The sequence below is a fragment of the uncultured Algibacter sp. genome, from assembly GCF_947490405.1.
Classification (GTDB): Bacteria; Bacteroidota; Bacteroidia; order Flavobacteriales; family Flavobacteriaceae; genus Algibacter_B.
Genome location: NZ_CANLGU010000001.1, coordinates 123,764 through 144,813, shown reverse-complemented (window position 1 = coordinate 144,813; position 21,050 = coordinate 123,764). Strand labels below are relative to the sequence as shown.

10 protein-coding genes are annotated in these 21,050 nt (G+C 32.2%); all 10 read left to right on the top strand.

The features are described 5' to 3' along the window. Positions 1-2 precede the first annotated feature (2 nt). The 10 genes from Q0772_RS00570 (at position 3) to Q0772_RS00525 (ending at position 20,894) form a co-directional block, all read left to right on the top strand. The gene (locus tag Q0772_RS00570; protein WP_298338719.1) at positions 3-2,456 is read left to right on the top strand and encodes an Ig-like domain-containing protein; all 2,454 of its coding nucleotides are present in this window, start codon (positions 3-5) and stop codon (positions 2,454-2,456) included. A 229-nt stretch (positions 2,457-2,685) separates the two neighbouring features. Further along, on the top strand, positions 2,686-5,442 hold the full coding sequence (locus Q0772_RS00565; protein WP_298338717.1) for a family 78 glycoside hydrolase catalytic domain: 2,757 nt from the start codon (positions 2,686-2,688) through the stop codon (positions 5,440-5,442). Positions 5,443-5,456: 14 nt separating this feature from the next. Continuing rightward, on the top strand, positions 5,457-8,216 hold the full coding sequence (locus Q0772_RS00560) for a family 78 glycoside hydrolase catalytic domain (protein ID WP_298338715.1): 2,760 nt from the start codon (positions 5,457-5,459) through the stop codon (positions 8,214-8,216). 4 nt (positions 8,217-8,220) lie between these two features. Then, positions 8,221-9,186, top strand: coding sequence for a family 43 glycosylhydrolase (locus tag Q0772_RS00555; RefSeq protein WP_298338712.1), 966 nt, complete (start codon positions 8,221-8,223; stop codon positions 9,184-9,186). A 25-nt stretch (positions 9,187-9,211) separates the two neighbouring features. Then, positions 9,212-10,741 (top strand): sulfatase, encoded by a 1,530-nt coding sequence (locus Q0772_RS00550; RefSeq protein ID WP_298338710.1) that lies wholly within the window; start codon positions 9,212-9,214, stop codon positions 10,739-10,741. A gap of 34 nt (positions 10,742-10,775) precedes the next feature. Next, on the top strand, positions 10,776-12,455 hold the full coding sequence (locus tag Q0772_RS00545) for a sulfatase-like hydrolase/transferase (RefSeq protein WP_298338706.1): 1,680 nt from the start codon (positions 10,776-10,778) through the stop codon (positions 12,453-12,455). Between the two features lie 8 nt (positions 12,456-12,463). After that, the gene (locus Q0772_RS00540; protein WP_298338703.1) at positions 12,464-13,957 is read left to right on the top strand and encodes a sulfatase; all 1,494 of its coding nucleotides are present in this window, start codon (positions 12,464-12,466) and stop codon (positions 13,955-13,957) included. A gap of 10 nt (positions 13,958-13,967) precedes the next feature. Then, positions 13,968-15,443, top strand: a complete 1,476-nt coding sequence (locus tag Q0772_RS00535; RefSeq protein ID WP_298338700.1) for a sulfatase — start codon at positions 13,968-13,970, stop codon at positions 15,441-15,443. Between the two features lie 136 nt (positions 15,444-15,579). Beyond that, on the top strand, positions 15,580-16,620 hold the full coding sequence (locus Q0772_RS00530) for a GntR family transcriptional regulator (RefSeq protein ID WP_298338697.1): 1,041 nt from the start codon (positions 15,580-15,582) through the stop codon (positions 16,618-16,620). 203 nt (positions 16,621-16,823) lie between these two features. Then, positions 16,824-20,894, top strand: a complete 4,071-nt coding sequence (locus tag Q0772_RS00525) for a two-component regulator propeller domain-containing protein (RefSeq protein WP_298338694.1) — start codon at positions 16,824-16,826, stop codon at positions 20,892-20,894. The last annotated feature ends 156 nt before the right edge of the window (positions 20,895-21,050 follow it).

Here is a 21,050-nt window from a genome sequence, read left to right as displayed (position 1 = left end):
TTATGAAAAGAAATCACGCTCTCAAAATGGGGTCTCGTGGCTGCAAAATGCTGTGTGTAATACTAATGTTTTCAAGTATTTTAAGTGCCCAAGTTGTTCTAGAAAATGAAATTAAAATCACTGATTTTGGTCTGCACTTTAATGGTAGTAAAGTAGGTAATTCTTCAGGGGATAACGGAACTACTACTACATATGATTATGTATTTGGTCGTAATATATCAGCACATGGAGATTGTATAAAAACATATGGTGATTATGTATTTATGACTTGGTATCGAGGAGGCAAAACAGATAGACATGTCATGTTAACACGCTATAATACTGTTACAGGTAGTATGGCTACTATAGAGTTTCCTCATAGGCATACTGGTTTTCAAAATAGGTGGTGGCTCGGAGAATCACACAATGCTATCGCGATTGGAGTAAGCCCTTTAAATGGAACTATACATTTATTATATGACATGCATGCTTACAGTGCTTCTAGACCATCTGACGGTTCTCTTGCTAATGATTATTTTAGATATTCTTATTCTTTAGCAAATGTTGCATCTTTACCAGATGACGAATTTACACTGGATAAGTTTGTTCCAAATAATAGTGGAGGCTATAAGCACTTGAGGTTAACAGGAAGTGTGTCACAAAATGAATTTATTGCCTTAACCTACCCTAATTTTTTCTTAAACGATGCAGGAGATTTGTTTATGTGGATGCGAGAAGGAGGTAATAATAATGGTATGTATAAGTTTTCTAAATATGATGCTAATACTTCTACTTGGTCTAATTTTATAGATTTTAATGCATTGAATGCCAGAAACCAACCAGGAATAACATACAATTGGGGGCTATATGGAGATATTAAATATGTTAATGGTAAAATGCGTATTGGTTTTCAAAGGCGATCACAAAATAATAGTGATAAGTACCAATATCAAAATGGCGTATATTATGCGTATTCTGATGATCAAAGCGGTGCTACAAATTGGAAAAATCATCAAGGACAAAATTTTAATACCCCACTTTATGATGCTGATTTTATAAAAGTTATGGAGCCAGGAGATTATGTTCAAGGAACAAATACAAATGCATTAAGTATAGTTGCTGGTTTTGATTGGACAGTTACTGAAAATGAAGATGTACATATAATAAGTAGAGTACGAGATAATCAATTTGGTGTAACCAAAAATTTACATACCTACAAACCTGCTGGTGCTACTGAGTTTATAACGTCTGAAGATTTTTCTGGTGCATCATCTATATATACTTCTGGAAATGATGTGTTTATTATAGGTTTATCTGGAGGTAGAGTATTTGTGGAAAAGGCTATAGGTGGTACCAATGATTTTACCAGAGTGTATCAAGCTAGCTCAGGAAGAACTTTTGATCATGGTAGAGTTTATGTTAGTAATGGCAAGTTGTACTATTATTTGATGGAAAATGCATCAGGTAGTGCGCAGCCTCTTTACTTACAAATAATTGATTTAGGTATTATACAGGAGCCTTTTAGGGTGTCTTTAACTTCGCCATCTAACGGTGAATCTTTTGATATTGGAGAAACAATACAAATTTCAGCAGATGCTGTTGATGAAAATGGAAGTATTTCTAAAGTCGAGTTCTGGATAAACGGTTCATATTTTGGAGAGGATAATACTTTGCCTTATTCAATAGATTGGACTCCAACTAACGAAGCAGATTATACGCTGCAAGCTATAGCATATAATGCTAGTAATGAAACCACATCTTCAACACAAATAACAGTTGGTTTTAGTGATTTTGACCCTGCTGACTTGACAGGTGATATTTATAAAATCAAGAATTTTGTGTCAGGAAAGTATTTATACTCCGTAGGCTCAGATGTAGTCGAAAGTGATTCAGGTGATAATAATGCGTCAGGTGATAAGGAATGGGAATTTATAAAAGTAGGTGATTTTTATAATATAGAGAGTAAAAGATCAGACAGAGGTGTGCTAAGAGCTGCTGGGAATCCAGTTGGAGATATTATTAATACAGGCTTTGCTGCTCCGAATGGGGATACAGATAAACAATTTACTGTAGTTTATAATAGTTCTGATGAAACGTATCAATTTAGAACACGAAATGGGTCAAGATTTTTGTATCATAATGTAAATGGAATTATTGAGCATGTTAATGCTTCAGATGATAGGTCTAAATGGATTGTTGAATCTAGTACCTTAAGTGTTCAAAATTTAGATGTTAATCCGTTTTCTGCAAAGATTTTTCCTAACCCTGCTAACCATAATTTTACAGTGCTACTTAATGGTGTTAACAAAGCAGATATTGTAATAAACGATATGCTTGGTAAAGTTGTATATCAAAATACAATGGACTCAAATAAAATCGAGATTCAAAACAATGGACGCTTTAAATCAGGATTATATCTCTTAAAAGTAATTGATAATAACCAAAGAGTTTTCCATTCAAAACTTGTTATTGAATAAAAATTTTTATTAATGATTTAAAAGAGCTAGGATTCGAATATGTTTCCTAGCTTTTTTGTTTAATAATCTTTTTGCTAATCCCTTTCTATCAATTACTATTTAAGACAGTACAGGATAGTTTTTCTTCAAAAAAAATAGATTTTAGTATAAATTTTTGGAATCAGTTTAAACTAGAATAATGGTATTGTTTGGTACATTTAAAATAAAAATATTAGTTAAACCAGTATACTTGGTTGTATCTCTTTTTCTTGTGCTTTCTTGTGCTCAAGAAATAGTAGAAAAACCAAAGGAACTTACACTTTCCGAAGGTTTTAAAAATCCAACAGGATTTTATAATGCAAACCCAACGTTTTCATGGAAACTACCTGTTTCAGAACAAATTAAATCGCAATCTGCTTATCAAATAGTTGTAGCATCATCAAAAGAACTATTACCAGATAATGCTGATTTATGGGATTCTAAAAAGCAAAAAAGTACGCAATCTACTTTTGTAAAATATCAAGGAAAAGCATTAAAATCTAGACAAAAAGTATATTGGCAAGTAAGGTATTGGAATCAAGATGAAAAGGCTTCAGATTGGAGCGAAATCAATTCTTTTGAGCTAGGACTATTAAATAATTCCGATTGGCAAGCCCAATGGACAGGATTAGATACTGCAAAAGATAGCATTAAAGGCGTTCGTAAATTTTTAATGCACAGACCACAATATTTAAGAAAAGGTTTTGAGTTAGCTTCTGATGTTGTTTCAGCAAGACTATATATTACAGCAAAAGGTGTTTTTGATGTGCATTTAAATGGAAAAGACGTTAGTGACGATGTTATGACTCCGGGTTGGACACCATACAATCATCGTATAGAAACATTGGCTTATGATGTTACTAAACTTTTACAAACTGGTAAAAACGCTTTAGCGGTTGAGTTAGCTTCAGGATGGCATTCTGGAAGAATTAGTAGAGGTAGAGCGTTATATGAAAATTTTGCATCACCAAAAATTCTATGTCAGTTAGAAGTTGTGCTGAAAGATGGTTCAAAACAAACCATTGTTTCTGATGAATCTTGGAGAGGAACAACCAACGGACCAATACGTTTAGCAAGTGTTTACGATGGCGAAGTATATGATGCAAATTATGAAATACCAAATTGGAACACTGTTGCTTTTGACGACTCTAACTGGAAATCGGTTGAAGTTGAGGCAATTGCTAAGGATGTTAAATTAGCTCCCAAAAGACATCATACCGTAAAAAATCAAATCGTTTTAAACGATGTAGAAATTGTTTCGGTTAAAGAAAACACATCGGTTTTTAATATGAAACAAAATATGGTAGGTGTGCCAAGAGTAAAAGTACCCATGAAAAAAGGCGATACCTTAAAAATACGTTTTTCTGAAATGTTGCTGAAAGACAATACCTTTTATACTAAAAACTACCGTTCTGCAAAGTCAACAGATTATTACGTAGCAGCTAAAGATGGTGTTGTAGAATATGTTCCAAAATTTACGTTTCACGGATTTCAATTTTTAGAATTGAGTGGTTACGATAAAAATGCGAAACCAAACGCTTCTTGGGTACAAGGTATAGTACAACATTCCAATTTTGAGAAAAACGGAACGTTTACATCATCTCACGATAAGTTAAATCAATTACAAAGTAATATTACTTGGGGGTTACGAGATAACTTTTTTGATGTGCCTACAGACTGTCCGCAACGTGACGAACGCTTGGGTTGGACAGGAGATGCACAAGTCATTGCACCAACAGCATTGTTCAATTATAGTACTCACGCTTTTTGGACGGCTTGGTTGCAAAGTTTAAGAGAAAATCAGTCTGAACACAAAAATGGTTTAGTACCTTTTATAGTGCCAGATGTACTGCAAAACAAAAACGGTGGTTCTGGTTGGGGCGATGCCTGCGTTATTGTTCCTTGGGATATTTATAACATCACAGGAGATGTTACCGTACTTGAAGATAGTTATGAATCTGCAAAAAAATGGGTTGGATACTACCAATCTAAAGTTAGAAAAAAACCTTATATCCCGATAATGCATTCTTTTGGAGATTGGTTGCAGCCATATCCTTCTAAAAGTTTAAAAAAGGGAAATAGAGGAGATACACCAAAAGAGTTGATTAACACCGCTTATTTTGCGCATTCCGCACATTTAATATCTAAAATTGCTGGTGTTTTAGGTAAAACAGACGATGAAAAAAAATATGCAGCTTTATACAAAGCTGTTGCCAACGCTTTTGAAAATGAATTTTTTGATGAAAACGGAAAGTTTAAACAAGAAAGACAAACGCAAACAAGTTATTTACTAGGTATATATTTAGAATTATTTCAACCAGAAACCAAACTAAAAGCACAAAATCACTTGCTTGAAGAAATTAAGAATGCCGATTATCATTTAGGAACAGGATTTTTAGGAACACCAATTCTACCAAAGGTTTTAGATGATATGGGAGAAATAGATTTGATGTATAAAATTCTATTTAAAGAAACCTATCCATCTTGGTTTTATTCTATCAATCAAGGGGCAACGACGATGTGGGAACGTTGGAATAGCTTTAGTAAAGAAGGTGGTTACAACTCGCAAAGTATGAATAGCCTAAATCATTATGCATACGGAGCTATTGGCCAATGGATGTACGAGCGTATCGCTGGTTTAGCATCGTTAGCACCGGGATACAAAAAAATTAGAATAGCACCTTTACCAAATACCGAGTTTTTAACCTCGGCTTCTGCCAGTGTAAAAACACCTTATGGAAAAGCGTCATCATCTTGGAAAATTGAGAATGCTTCTTTTAGCCTTGATATTGTTATTCCACCTGGCACATCTGCGGAAGTACATATTCCTTATGGAAATAAAGATAATTTATTAGAAAATGGAAGTATTTTTACAGAGAATTCAAATTTAAAATTAATGAGTTCTGATGATAATTCAGTAATAATTTTAGCAGAACCAGGAACCTATAACTTTCAAACTAAACTTTAATCATGTTAAAAAAAATGAACTTAAAATATTTTGGATGTGCTTTGTTTGCTTGTGTGTTTTTGAGCTTTACGGCATGTAAAGAACAGGTAACTATAGCAGAAGCTCAAAAATTAACCATTTCAGAAGGGTTTGAAAATCCGTTAGGGTTTTATGATAAAACACCTAGTTTTTCATGGAAATTGCCAGTTTTAGAAGGCGTTTTAAGTCAATCAGCATATCAGATAGTAGTGGCTAGTAGCCCAGACTTATTACCTGACAATGCAGATTTATGGAACTCAGAAAAGCAACAAACAGCTCAATCTACTTGGGTAAAATATGCTGGAACAGCTTTACAATCACGTCAAAAAGTATATTGGCAAGTGAAATACTGGAACCAAGATAATGAAGCTTCCAAATGGAGTGAAATGAACCATTTTGAGTTAGGTTTATTAACGAATAACGATTGGAAAGCAAAATGGATTGGCTTAGATACCAAAAAGGAAAAGCTTTTAGGAAGTCAAGAAAATATCATTCACAGACCACAATACTTAAGAAAAGGTTTCGAATTGTCTAATGATGTAGCATCAGCAAGATTATACATTACAGCAAAAGGAGTATTTGATGTGTCTATAAATGGAGAAGATGTAAGTGATGATGTAATGCCTCCAGGATATACACCTTACAAAGTGCGTATAGAAACCATTACTTATGATGTTACGGATTTAATAGAATCTGGGCAAAACACGATTGGAATTGAAGTTGCTGCAGGATGGCACTCAGGACGTTTAGGTTGGATGAAAACATATTGGAGTGATACAGAATCTCCGAAGGTTTTGGCTCAATTAGAATTAACGATGAAAGACGGTTCTAAAGAAATGATTTTGTCTGATGATACTTGGAAAGGTACAACAAACGGACCAACAAGAATATCAGAGATTTACGATGGAGAAACCTATGATGCCAATTTAGAAATGCCAAATTGGACTACAAATAATTTTAATGATAAAACATGGGAGTCTGTAAATACGTTTCCTGTAACGAATAACATCCGTTTAGAGCCAAAAAGACATACCACTGTTAAAACTAAAATTGAATTAGCAACAGAAGAAGTTGTAGAAAAAGGTGGCGTAGCTGTTTTTGATTTTCAACAAAATATGGTGGGTGTGCCGTTACTTAAAGTACCTATGAAAAAAGGGCAAACGCTAAAAATTCGATTTGCAGAAAAGTTATCTCCAGATGGTACATTTTATACTGAAAATTATAGAAGTGCGCAGTCAACGAATTACTATACAGCTTCAAAAGATGGTGTTATAGAATGGATGCCAAAATTTACATTTCACGGATTTCAGTATGTAGAATTAAGTGGATATGACACTTCAAAAACCCCATCAAAAGATTGGGTAACAGGATTAGTGCAATATTCAGATTTTGAAGAAAACGGAACATTTACATCGTCTCACGAGAAGTTAAATCAATTACAAAGCAATATCGTTTGGGGATTAAGAGGTAACTTTTTTGATATCCCAACCGATTGTCCACAACGTGACGAACGTATGGGATGGACAGCCGATGCGCAAGTATTTGCACCAGCATCTATGTTTAATGCAGATGTATATAAATTTTGGGCAAGCTGGATGCAAAGTGTTGGTGAGTCGCAATATGATAATGGAGCTGTGCCTTGGGTAGTGCCAGATGTATTGTTCAATAATAAGGTAAGTGCAGGTTGGGGAGATGCATGTACCATTATTCCCTGGAAGATTTACTTAAGAACAGGAGATAAAAAAATCCTAGAAGAGAATTTTGAAACCATGAAAGGTTGGGTAAAATACCATGAAAGCGTAACTAAAAATTACATTTCTTCTATGGGCTTTTTTGCAGACTGGTTACAGCCGCTTCCAGAAAATGATAGCCCTAAAGGCGATACATCACATTCATTAATAGGAACTGCGTTTTTTGCACATTCGGCAAACTTAACAGCAAAAACAGCTAAAGCTTTAGGTAAAACCGAAGCGTTTGAAAAATACAATGCGATTTACAAAACGGTTGCAAATGCTTTTGAAAATAAGTTTTTTGAAAACGGAAAAGTAAAAGGTGTTGCAGAAACACAAACCTCTTATTTATTAGCTTTAGCTTTTGGTTTACTTTCTGAAGAGCATAAAGCAAATGCTAAACAACATCTATTGGAAAAAATAGCAGAAGCTGATGATCATTTAAGAACAGGATTTTTAGGAACACCGTTATTATCTGAAGTGTTGGATGCAACAGGAGAAATAGATTTGATGTATAAGATTTTGTTTAATGAAACGTATCCGTCTTGGTTCTATTCTATAAATCAAGGTGCAACCACTATTTGGGAACGTTGGAACAGTTATAGCAAAAAAGATGGTTTCAATCCGCAAAACATGAATAGCTTAAACCATTACGCTTATGGAGCTATTGGCGAATGGATGTACGAGCGTATTGCAGGAATAGCGCCTTTAGAAGCGGGTTACAAAACCATTAGAATAGCACCTGTACCAAAAGAACCATTAACATCTGCGGCAGCTAGTTTAAATACGCCTTACGGAAAAGTAGTTTCTTCTTGGGAAATAAAAGGAAGTAAATTTGAATTACATGTAGTAGTTCCTCCAAATACAACGGCAAAAGTTACTATTCCTGCAGATACAGCAAAAGATTTGGTGTTAAATGGAGAAGCATTTAAAGGAAATAATAGAGCAGAGCTACTTGATAGTTCAGCATCTGGTTTTGAATTGTTAGTTCAACCTGGAGATTATAAATTCACATCTCAACTTTAATTTGATGAAATTTAAAATTTCACTTCTTTTTTTTGTGATTACTTTGGTAAGTTGTAAAAATCAGAAAAACCAAACAAAAGAGAAACAGGCTGAAAAACTTGAAGTATCAGTAAAAAAACAGGAGAACAATCCTGTAATTCGTCATATTCGTACTGCTGATCCGTCTGCCCATGTATGGGAAGACGGGAAAGTATGGATGTACACTTCTCGTGATGCAGAAGATGCGGTTAATTATAATTCTATGGATGGATATCGCGCTTTTTCATCAACAGATATGGTAAATTGGACAGACCATGGAGAAGTATTACATTCTAAGAATATCCCTTGGGGAGCAAAAGGATGGATGTGGGCGCCAACTGCCATTTATAAAAATAACAAGTACTATTTATTGTATCCACATTCTGTAAAAGGTTCTAAAGACGATATGCGTTGTGGTGTAGCAGTTAGTGATGTACCTCAAGGACCATTTAAAGACATCGGTTGGATAAAAGGTGTAGAAGGACAATGGTTAGATCCTTGCGTTTTTACAGATGATGATGGAAAAACCTATTTGTATTGGGGCGTTAGAGAACCAAAAATGGCTTTGTTAAAAGATAACCTTTTGGAATTGGCTGAAACTCCTAGAAGTATAGTGTATGGAGCTAAAAATTTCTTTGAAGCCAGTTATATGCATAAATACAACGGAAAGTATTACTATTCTTATAACGCAGGTTTAGGTGGTTTTTATGCTATGGGAGATAGCCCTTACGGACCATTTGAATACAAAGGAGCCATCAATCCAAAGCAAAGACAAGATCATCATTCTATAGTCGAGTATAAAGGACAACATTATTTCTTTTACCACTGGCAAGGTTGGAATGGAGGTTCAAAATTTAGAAGAAACACGTGTATCGAATATTTATATTATAACGAAGACGGAGCGATACAAGAAATTAACGCAACCAAAGAAGGAGTTCAAAAAATTAAATAAAACCAACCCAACAATTATTCAAAAAATGAAAATTAAATTATTTTCGATAACTCTATTACTAACCGTAGTTACTTTATCAAGTTGTAAAGAAGAAACAAAATCTGAGTCAGTATCAGAGAATTCTAAAGAAGTATCTAAAAAGCCAAACATTGTATATATTTTAACCGATCAATGGAGAGGCTCTGCGTTAGGATATGCAGGAAACGTTGATGTAAAAACACCTAATTTAGATGCATTTGCGAAAGAAGCTGTCAATTTTACAAATACGGTATCTGTAACACCAGTTTGTACTCCGCATAGGGCAGCATTATTTACAGGAAGATTCCCAACAACAACAGGAATGATTGTAAACGATGTGTATTTGCCTTCGGAAGAATTGTGTATGGCAGAAATATATAAAGAAGCAGGTTATAATACAGCTTATTGGGGTAAATGGCATTTAGATGGTCATGGTCGTTCTACTTATATCCCAAAAGAAAGACGTCAAGGATTCGATTTTTGGAGAGCTTTAGAATGTTCTCATAATTATACAAAAATGCCTTATTATGATAACGATAATGAAGAGTTGAAACACTGGGATAAATATTCGCCTTTTGCAATTGTAGAAGATGCAAACCAATATTTAGCGCAGCATGCCAAAGATGAAGCACCTTTTTTAGCGGTAGTTTCTATAGCTACACCACATTATCCACATAGTTCTGCACCAAAAAAATATAAGGACATGTATCCTCCAGAATCTCTAAAATTGAATCCGAATGTTTCCAAAAAATATGAAGAACGAAGCAGGAAAGAATTGCAAGGATATTATGCACACGCTACAGCTACGGATGAAGCTATAGGACGCTTATTAAAACAAATAGAAGCTTTAAATCTTTCAGAAAATACAATTATTGTATTTTCCGCAGACCATGGCGAAATGATGGGGGCACATAACATTAAGCCTTTTGTAAAACAATTGGCTTGGGATGAATCTATTAGAGTGCCTTTTTTAATTAAATATCCAGGAATAAATACTCAAAAAGGAGCAGTTGTAAATGCACCTTTAACCACACCAGATATTTTACCTTCTTTATTAAGTTTATCAAATATTAAAATACCAGAAACGATTGAGGGAGAGAATTTAGCTGATTTAATGAAAAAGCCTGATCCAAATGCAGATCGTGCTGCTTTGGTAATGAATGTTGCACCTTTTGGAGCAAATTTTAATGATCCACCTTATCGTGCCATAAAGACCAAACAATATACCTATGCTAGAACACCTGAAGGGCCAAGTATGTTTTTTGATAATGTAAAAGATCCTTATCAGATGAATAATTTATTGGGTAAACCTGAATTAGAAGCCATTCAAAAAGATTTAGACGAAAAGCTAAATGCGAGGTTAGCAGAAATAGGCGACGAATTTAAATCGAGAGACTATTATCTTAAAAAATACAATTATGTTTTTGATAAAAAGAAGCATGCCATTCCATTCTGGGGGTTTAATGAGGGAAAAGGAAAATATAAAAATATTGGAGATACAAAACCTATAGTACAATCTCCAAGACCAGTAAACTAAGGTTTCTATATAAACATTAATCAATATTATTAAAATGAATAAATTACTAGCACTATCAATAATAGGATTATCATTTTTAGCTTGTAATAAAAAAACATCTTCTAAAACAAAAGAAGAAAAACCTAATATTATTTTTATTCTTACCGATGACCAAAGATGGGATGCTTTAGGTTATGCTGGTAACGCGCTAGCGCACACTCCAGAAATGGATAAATTAGCTAAAAGTGGCGTATTTTTTAAAAATACTATAGCAACAACACCTATTTGTGCAGCAAGTAGAGCAAGTATATTTAGTGGTTTGCAAGAACGTACACACAATTACAGTTTTACTAGTAAAGCTATGAAAGATGAGTATATGGAGCAGGCTTTTCCACGAGTTTTAAAACAATCAGGATATTATACGGGGTTGTATGGTAAATTTGGAGTAAAATATAAAAAACTAGACTCTCTTTATGATGTTCATGAAAATTATGATTTAAGATACGATCGTAAAGATATTACCAGCTATTACTATAAAACTTTAGGTAAAGATACGGTACATTTAACGCGCTATACAGGAGAAAAAGCACTGCAATTTTTAGATAAAGCACCAACAGACAAACCGTTTTGTTTGCAGTTGAGTTTTAGTGCACCTCATGCAAGCGATAATACAGTTGAGCAATATTTTTGGCAAGAAGAAAACAATCATGTTTTAGAAAATGTAACCGTGCCAGATGCTAACATTTCTTCAGATGAAGATTATAATAAATTGCCACAATTGGTAAAAGATGGCTTTAATCGTTTGCGTTGGTATTGGCGTTATGATACTCCAGAAAAGTACCAACATAGTGTTAAAGGATATTTTAGAATGCTTGCTGGAATTGATAATGAAATCGCTAAAATTAGAACAAAACTAGAAGCCAAAGGTATAGCAGATAATACCATTATTGTTTTAATGGGAGATAATGGATTTTTCTTAGGCGAAAGACAAATTTCTGGGAAATGGTTGATGTACGATAATTCTTTAAAAGTGCCTTTAATTATTTACGATCCTAGAAATAAAGAACATAAAGATGTAGAACAAATGGCTTTGAATATAGATGTACCTTCAACTATTTTAGATTTTGCAGGTGTAGAAGCACCTAAAAGTTGGCACGGAAAAAGTTTAAAACCATTTATTAACGAAGAAAAAGTGAATTTAGAACGTGATACGATTTTAATAGAGCATTTATGGGACTTTAAAAATATAGCGCCAAGTGAAGGGGTTAGAACCCAAGAGTGGAAGTATTTTAGATATGTAGATGACAAGTCTATTGAAGAATTGTACAATTTAGAGGATGATCCTAGAGAAATAAACAATCTTATTCATGATGAGCAATATCAAGATGTATTAAACAACTTAAGAGCAAAATGTGAAGATTTAATAGAAAAGTATAAAGATCCTTATGCTTTAATTATTGAAAATAACACGTTTGATGGTAAAGCATTCCGTTGGAATGTATCTAAAGATTCAAAAAAACAGTCGGCTTATCAAATTTTAGTGTCTTCCTCTCAGGAAAACATCAACAAAAATATTGCAGATGTTTGGAACAGCACTAAAATAAAAGGCAATACCAAAGAAGTTGTAAAACCAAAAGCACTCAAGTTAGAAAAGGGTAAAACCTATTACTGGAAAATGAGAATTTACGACGAATTAAATAGAACTGGAGCGTATACTAAAGCCCAAAAAATTTAAAAAATCACATGAAAATTAAAGTATTTTCTAAATTAATAGCAGTTCTTTTTATCTCTTTTATAAGCTGTAAAGGAAAAGAAAAACAGGCTACAGCAAAAGAAAGTTTAGACAAAAGAAAACCCAATATCATCTATATATTAACAGACCAGTGGCGTGGTTCTGCCTTAGGTTATGCAGGTAACTCAGATGTAAAAACACCAAATTTAGATGCATTGGCAAAAACATCGGTAAACTTTACCAATGCAGTTTCGGTTTTACCTGTTTGTACACCTCATAGAGCAGCATTATTAACAGGCAAATTTCCAACAACCACAGGAATGTTTGTTAATGATTTGTACTTACCTGACGAAGAAGTAACCATGGCAGAAATTTATAAGTCCGAAGGTTACAACACTGCTTATTGGGGCAAATGGCATTTAGATGGTCATGGGCGTTCGGGTTTTATTCCAAAAGAAAGACGCCAAGGTTTTGACTATTGGAAAGCTTTAGAGTGTTCTCATAATTATAATAAAATGCCTTATTATGATAATGATGATACCGAATTAAAATATTGGGACAAATATTCGCCCTTTGCTATTGTAGAAGATGCGAACCAATATTTAGCGAGTCAAGCAAAAGATGATAAACCTTTTTTAGCAGTATTGTCTATTGCAACACCCCATTTTCCACACCATTCTGCGCCACAAAAGTACAAAGATATGTATCCGCCAGCGACTTTAACCTTAAACCCAAATGTTGCTAAAAAATTCGAAAAACGAAGTAGAGAGGAATTACAAGGGTATTATGCGCATGCCACTGCTACCGATGAAGCCATAGGTTTATTATTAAAGCAAATAGAAGCTTTACAACTGTTAGAGAATACCATTATTGTATTTTCTGCAGATCATGGAGAAATGATGGGAGCTCATGGAACAAGACCGTGGGCAAAACAAATGGCTTGGGACGAATCAATTAAAGTCCCTTTTTTAATAAGATATCCGGGGATTAATTCTCAAAAGGGAGCTGTTGTAAATGCACCTATCAACACACCTGATATTTTACCATCACTTTTAGGTTTGTCAAATATTACAATTCCAGAAGGGATTCAAGGCGATGATTTATCGGACTTGATAAAAAATCCAAATCCAAACGCAGATCGTACTGCTTTGGTAATGAATGTTGCACCATTTGCTGGTAATTACAATCAGCTTCCTTATCGAGCTATAAGAACAAAGCAATATACCTACACCAGAACTACAGAAGGTCCGAGTATGTTTTTTGATAATGTAAAAGATCCTTATCAAATGAACAATTTGTTAGGTAACCCAGAGTTTGAAAAAATTCAGCGAGATTTAGATACTAAATTAAAAGAAAAATTAGCTGAAATAGACGATGAATTTGAATCAAGAGACTATTATCTTAAAAAATACAATTACGTTTTTGATGATAAAAAACCTGCGATTCCTTATTGGGAATTTGATAATGGAAAAGGTCTTGTACAATCACCAAAACCAGTTCAATAAACTAATTCAAATGAAAAAAATTATAGTAGTATTACTTTTAGCTTTAACGGTTACATCTTGTAAAGCTCAAAAGACGACAGAAAGTAAAGATAGCTCACAACCCAATGTGTTGGTTTTTTATGTGGATGATTTAAGGGCAGAATTAGGATGCTATGGAAGTGAGACAGCCATAACACCAAATATAGATCAATTGGCCAGTGATGGTGTTTTATTTAATAAAGCGTATACACAACAAGCTATTTGTGCACCTTCAAGAATGAGCACACTAACGGGTTTACGTCCAGAAACATTGGGAATTTATAGCATTTTTACACCACTTCGAAAAGTGCATAAAGATGTAGTATCTATGCCACAATTGTTTAATAAAAATGGTTACAAAACAGTAAGTATTGGTAAGGTGTATCATCATGGTACTGATGATAAAAAGGAATGGTCTGTTTATTTTGGAAAAGAACCAAACACGTACAATAACCCAGAGAATATTGCCTTGATAGAACAATTTAAAAGCGAAGGGAAGAAACGAGTAAAAGGACCAGCTTTTGAATCGGCTGACGTTAGCGATGAAGCCTACAAAGATGGACGAGCAGCTAAATATGCTATTGAAACTTTAGAAAAATTAAAAGATGATAAATTTTTAATGTTTGTTGGCTTAAGCAAACCACATTTGCCTTTTAACGCACCAAAAAAATATTGGGATTTATACGATAAAAGTAAATTTAAAATTCCGTCTAGAGAAAAACCTGAGGGAGTTTACAGACTATCATTAACCAAATGGGGAGAGTTAAAAGGGTATCATGGTATTCCAAAAGAAGGAGATTTAGACGATAACTTAACGCGTGATTTAATTCACGGATATCATGCTTCAATTAGTTACATAGATGCACAAATTGGTAAGGTAATGCAAACGCTTGAAGATTTAGATTTACGTAAAAACACGATGATTGTTTTTATGAGCGACCATGGATATAAAATTGGAGAATACGGTGCATGGTGTAAACATTCTAATATGGAAATAGACACAAGAGTGCCATTAATTATTAGTAGAGAAACCAACTATAAAAAAAGAAAATCAGGTAAAACATCAGATGCTTTGGTAGAAAATGTAGATTTATTTTCAACCTTAGTAGATATTTGCGGTTTTGAAGTCATACCTTCTGATGGTAAAAGTTTAGTTCCTGTAATTGATAATCCAAAGCAAAAATGGGATCCTATAGCAACAAGTGTTTACGCAAGAGGCAAAAAAATTATGGGTGTTACAGTTACCGACGGAAAATGGCGTTACACTGAATGGAGAGATGCTAAAACGCACGAAATACTTGGAGCAGAATTATATGAACATAAAGATAATAACCTTCTTTCTTTTGAAAATTTATCTGGAAATTTTAAATATAACGATCTTGAAGCTAAGATGAAATCTCTTTTAGAACTTCAATTTCCACGAAATGGGAAACCATTTCTACTAAATGATATTTCTCGGAAAAAATAAGCACAACACGGATTAATATAAATGTAACCTAGTAATAATCTACACTAAAATTCTGTTAAAAAATTTTTGGTTACCCTATTTAAGATTTTTAGTTTGTTTGGGTTTCATAGTTTTGAGTTAGTAAAATGTTAAAGCTATGATAGATTATATAAGAGTTGATGCAGATTCCATGGTGCCTAAGTATATGCAGATTATAAATTCTATAATCTCTAATATCGCTAATGGAAATGCTAAGGTTGGCGATAAAATTCCATCAATTAATAAATTAAGTCAAGAATTTTATTTATCTAGAGATACTGTAGAAAGGGCTTATAGGGTTTTAAAAAAACGAAAAGTAATAGTTTCTGTTCATGGCAGAGGGACATATATAGCAGAAAATCAGCTAGTATGTAAGTTGAAAGTTTTGTTTTTTGTCAATAAATTAAGTCCATATAAAATGATGATTTATAACTCATTTTTAAAAGAAATGGGAGAGAATTGTCAAGTTGATATTCATAGTTACCATTGCGATGAAACATTGTTTATTGAATTAATGTCTAAGTATAAATCTTCTTATGATTATTACATTATTTTACCACATTTCAGAACAGAAAACCTATCCTATACAAGCTTTACTGATAGAGTAAATAGTGTTATTAATAGTATTCCAAAAGAAAAACTAATTTTATTAGATAACAGTCATCATCAGATAGAAGGTAATTTCATAGAAGTATATCAAGATTTTGAAAACGATATTTATACAGCCTTAGAAGCTGGTCAAAAAAAAATAGCTAAGTATCATAAACTAACATTGGTTTATCCTAAGAAAGCATTTTATCCATATCCAATCAAGATTTTAGATGGTTTTAGAAAGTATTGTTCTCATAATAATTTTGATTTTGAAATTATTGAAGAGATTACAAGTGGATTTAGAGTTAATAGTAAAAATCTATACATAACTATAGAAGAAGAAGATTTGGTGAATTTAATTAATCAAATAAATAATACTAATTTTATATTAGGCTCAGATATTGGAGTAATATCTTATAATGATACTCCTTTAAAGCAAGTATTGGATGTTACCGTTATTTCTACAGATTTTGATGCTATTGGAAAACAAACTGCAAAAATGATTACAGAAAATAAAAAAGAAAAGGTGAAAGCACCTTTCTATTTTATGGATAGGGGTTCTGTTTAAATAATAAAAGAGAGAATAACATAAGTATAAGGGGGGCTATATTTACAAAGGTTTCCCTTTTTTATTTTTAATTAAAATACTTATCTTAACTAAATAATTTGACATTTTTGATGATAAAAAAGTTGACATTATTTATATTGTTTTCTTATTTATAGTTTAAAAATACAATGCGAACTATTCTCTTTTTTTCAAACTAAAACTTAATGAATTTTAAGTCATTTTTTTTTCTTTTTTTGGTTAATATAAATCTATTATTTGCGCAACTAAGCGATTATAATTTTAGGAATATTAACATATCTGATGGTTTGTCAAATAACACTGTAACTTCCATAGCTCGCGATAAGCTTGGGCAAATGTGGTTTGCAACCAGTAATGGCTTAAATAAGTTTAATGGGAGAGAGTTTACGGTTTATAGAAATATTCCAGGAGATAAATATAGTATTAGTAGTAGTGAAGTGCTTAATGTATTAGTGGATAAAGATGGAAGTATTTGGGCTGGAACATTTAATGGCTTAAACAATTATAACCCAGAAAAAGATACTTTTAAAAGGTACCATAGACGTAATTCTGATAAGTTTTCGTTATCTAGTAATTTGATAATAAGTAGTTTAGAGATGCGAGGTGGTAATATTTGGTTTGGTACTGCTAATGGCGTTTCTATCTATGAAAAAAAGAAAGATAGATTTATAAGGTTTTTACAGGGTAATGCCAAAGTTGGCAATAGGGCTATTAATGATATAATTCTAGATAAAAAACAAAATGTTTGGTTAGCTACTAACAATGGTATTGTAAAAGTTGAGAGAGGTGAAAATCGTAAGTTTAATTCTAAAGAGTATAATATAAACACAACTAAAACTGATTTTCTTGTAAACAGAGTTTTAGAAATATCTCCCAATATAATTGGTGTTGCCACTAAGTATGATGGTTACTTTATTTTTGATGCAAATACGGAACAATTTAGTCGTCCAAAAGGATTAGATATTCCTGATGATATAGATGTTAGAGATATAGAAATAGATGATGATGACAATTTGTGGTTGGCAACAACAAATGGTCTTATTATTCTAACGCCATCTAATAAAATTATTCCTCTAGCAGAGGGTAATGTAACAGGTTATGCTCCTATTCAAAATTTTATTAGAACTATCCATAAGGATAAAAATGGATTTATCTGGTTAGGCACACAAAATGGAGGAATCGTAACTTGGGATAAATCATATCAAAACTTTCTGCATTTTAAAAATCATAATTTAAAAAATAATATTACAAATAGTATAGTTACTGATGATAAATCTAATATTTACTTCGCAACAGACGATGGTGTAGTAAATGTGTTAGATAAATCGGGTAATGTTTCAGAACTTCTAAGAATAGGAAAGTCAGAGAAAAATATAGATTATGCCATAAGAACCTTGTGTTATTTAGAACCTGATTTACTTTTTATAGGCACTGCTAATAAGGGATTAATGGTCTATGATTTAAAAGCAAAAAAAATTAGAAATAATATCATTTCGGTTGAACTTCAAAGTTATATAAACAATGCTTCTATTTTAGATATCAAAAAGGATTCAAAAAATAATGTATATATAAGTGTTTTTAGTAAGGGGCTTGTTAAATATCATCTAAATGATAAGTTACTACACAGTTATAGTAAACCATTATTATCCACAAATATTGTTAAAAGTATTCACATAGATAAAAATGATAATTTGTTAGTTGGGGGCGTAGGAGGCTTAACTATGCTAGATTTAGGAGAAAAAGAAAACCCAAAGGCAAAAAGTTATTTAAAAAGCAAACTTTTTAAAACCTTTAATATTAATATTGTTTATAAGGATAATAATAATAATGTGTGGGCTGGAACAACTACAAAAGGATTGTATAAATTAGATAGAGGCTCTTTTAAAAAAGTATCTGTTATTAAAAAAAATATATTTTCTACTGTAAACTCAATTTTAGAAGATGATAAAGGCTTTTTGTGGTTAAGTACAGATAGAGGTATTGTAAAATATAACGTCATAAAAGAGACCAGTACAGTATATAATCAGAAAGAAATTTTATCAAATAATGATTTTAGACCAAATTCTTGTTTAAAAATCAATAATCAAATTTATTTTGGTGCCCTCCAAGGGGTTACTACATTTAATCCAAAAAATATATTAAAAAGTACAAATGTACCTAAGGTAATCTTATCTGATCTTAAGATTAAAAATGAAATTGTACCCATAACTAATAAAGAAGGTATTTTATCTAAAAGTATAAATTATACAGATGTATTAGAATTGGATCATAATAACTCTAATTTTTCAATAAGCTATGCTTTGCCTAATTATCTCAGTTCCGAAGGGAATCGATATGCATATCGTTTAAGAGGGTTAGATGATGCTTGGACATTTACTAAGCAAACTGAGGCATTTTTTACACTTCAAACCGCAGGTACTTATAGTTTTCAAGTTAAAGCATCGAACCATGATGATGTATGGGGAAAAAAAGTAACAAGACTAAAAATTATTATTCATCCTGCTCCCTGGAAAACTTGGTGGGCCTACACAACTTATATTTTATTAGCCTTTACTCTATTATATGGTGTTACTTGGATGCTTCAATCAAAGTCAAGATTAAAATATAAACTAGAATTAGAGTCTTCAGAAAACAGAAAGAATATAGAATTGAATAAAGCAAAACTTCAATTTTTTACTAATATTTCTCATGAATTTAGAACACCTTTAACTTTAATTTTAGGACCGCTTCAAAATATATTAGAAAACTATTCTGGCTCAAATACTACCTATAAAAAACTTAAAGTTATAGAAAGTAGTGCAAATAGGTTATTGAGGCTTATAAATAGATTAATGGATTTTAGAAAATTGGAAAGTAACCAATTAAAGCTATCTGCAGCAGAAGGAAATATTGTTAAATTTTTACACGAAATTTTCTTGTCATTTTCCGAGCATGCCAAAAATGGTAAATATGATTATAAGTTTGAAAATACAAGCGATGTAATTCAAGTATTTTACGACAGGTATAAACTGGAGCGTGTATTTTATAATTTGATAGCTAATGCATTTAAGTATACAAAGGAAGGTGGAGGGATTCAGGTTTGTATTTATGAAGAAGCCAATGAGGTTATTATAGAAGTTAAAGATTCTGGACCAGGAGTGCCTGAGCAGTATTTAGATAAAATTTTTGATCGATTTTTTGAGATACCCAATTATAACTCTGATGAAGAGTATAGAAAAGGAACAGGTATAGGGTTGTCAATAGCTAGTAATATCGTAAAACTGCACCATGGTAGTATAAAGGTTAGAAATCTGCAGCAGAAAGGAGCTGTATTTATAGTAAAACTAAAATTAGGGCGAGAGCATTTATCTGATAATGAATTGTTAAAAGATTTTAAAATGAGTGATGATGTGTCTCAATATGTTACACAAATTGGTATGCCAAATGTTGATATACATAATACCCCAGAAGATTTAATTATTGAGAAGAAAAAATATACTATTCTTATCGTGGAAGATAATATCGTTCTAAGGTCTTTCATCAAAGAAATTTTAAAGACAAATTATAATATTATACAGGCAGAGAATGGGAGAGTTGCATTGGAAAAAGCCATTGAACATTTACCTGATTTAATAATAAGTGATGTTATTATGCCTGAGATGGTAGGAACAGAACTTTGCTCTAGAATAAAAACGACTCTTGTAACAAGCCATATTCCTGTTATTCTTTTAACATCTCGTTCCTCTTTAGTCTATAAATTTGAAGGCTTAGAAAGTGGTGCAGATGATTATATAAGTAAACCGTTTAACCTTAAAGAGTTTAACCTTAAAATCCAGAACTTGTTAGATTTTAAACAGCGTTTGAAAGATAAATTTACATCAAATGAAGATTTTGAAGCATTGGATATTTCACTAACCTCTTTAGATGAACAGTTACTTGATAAGGCTCTTAAAATTGTAAAAGATAATATATCTAATCAAGATTTTAACATAGCTCAATTTTCTGAAGAACTGGGTGTAAGTCGTTCTATACTTTTCACAAAAATTAAGGCTTGGACAAATTCTACACCAAATGAGTTTATTCAAGAAATACGATTGAATCATGCTGCTAAAATGTTAGAGTTAAATAAATTGAATATTTCTGAAATTGCTTATGAAGTTGGTTTTAAAAGACCTAAATATTTTAGCCAATGTTTTCAAAAAAAATATGGTATAACACCATCAGAGTTTTCAAAAAGATTTACTAGTATAGATATTGAACAAAATGGTGATATTTAAGTTGTAAACTAAAAACTAGTATCACTTTATGATGAAGATGAGATATTTATACTCAAGTATAAATACGTAACGTTTTTTAAAAAGAAAAAAGTAACAATTTATAGAATTTTAATTAATGTTCATCTTTAGATGAAGAGTTGTTTACATGAAAAAAGC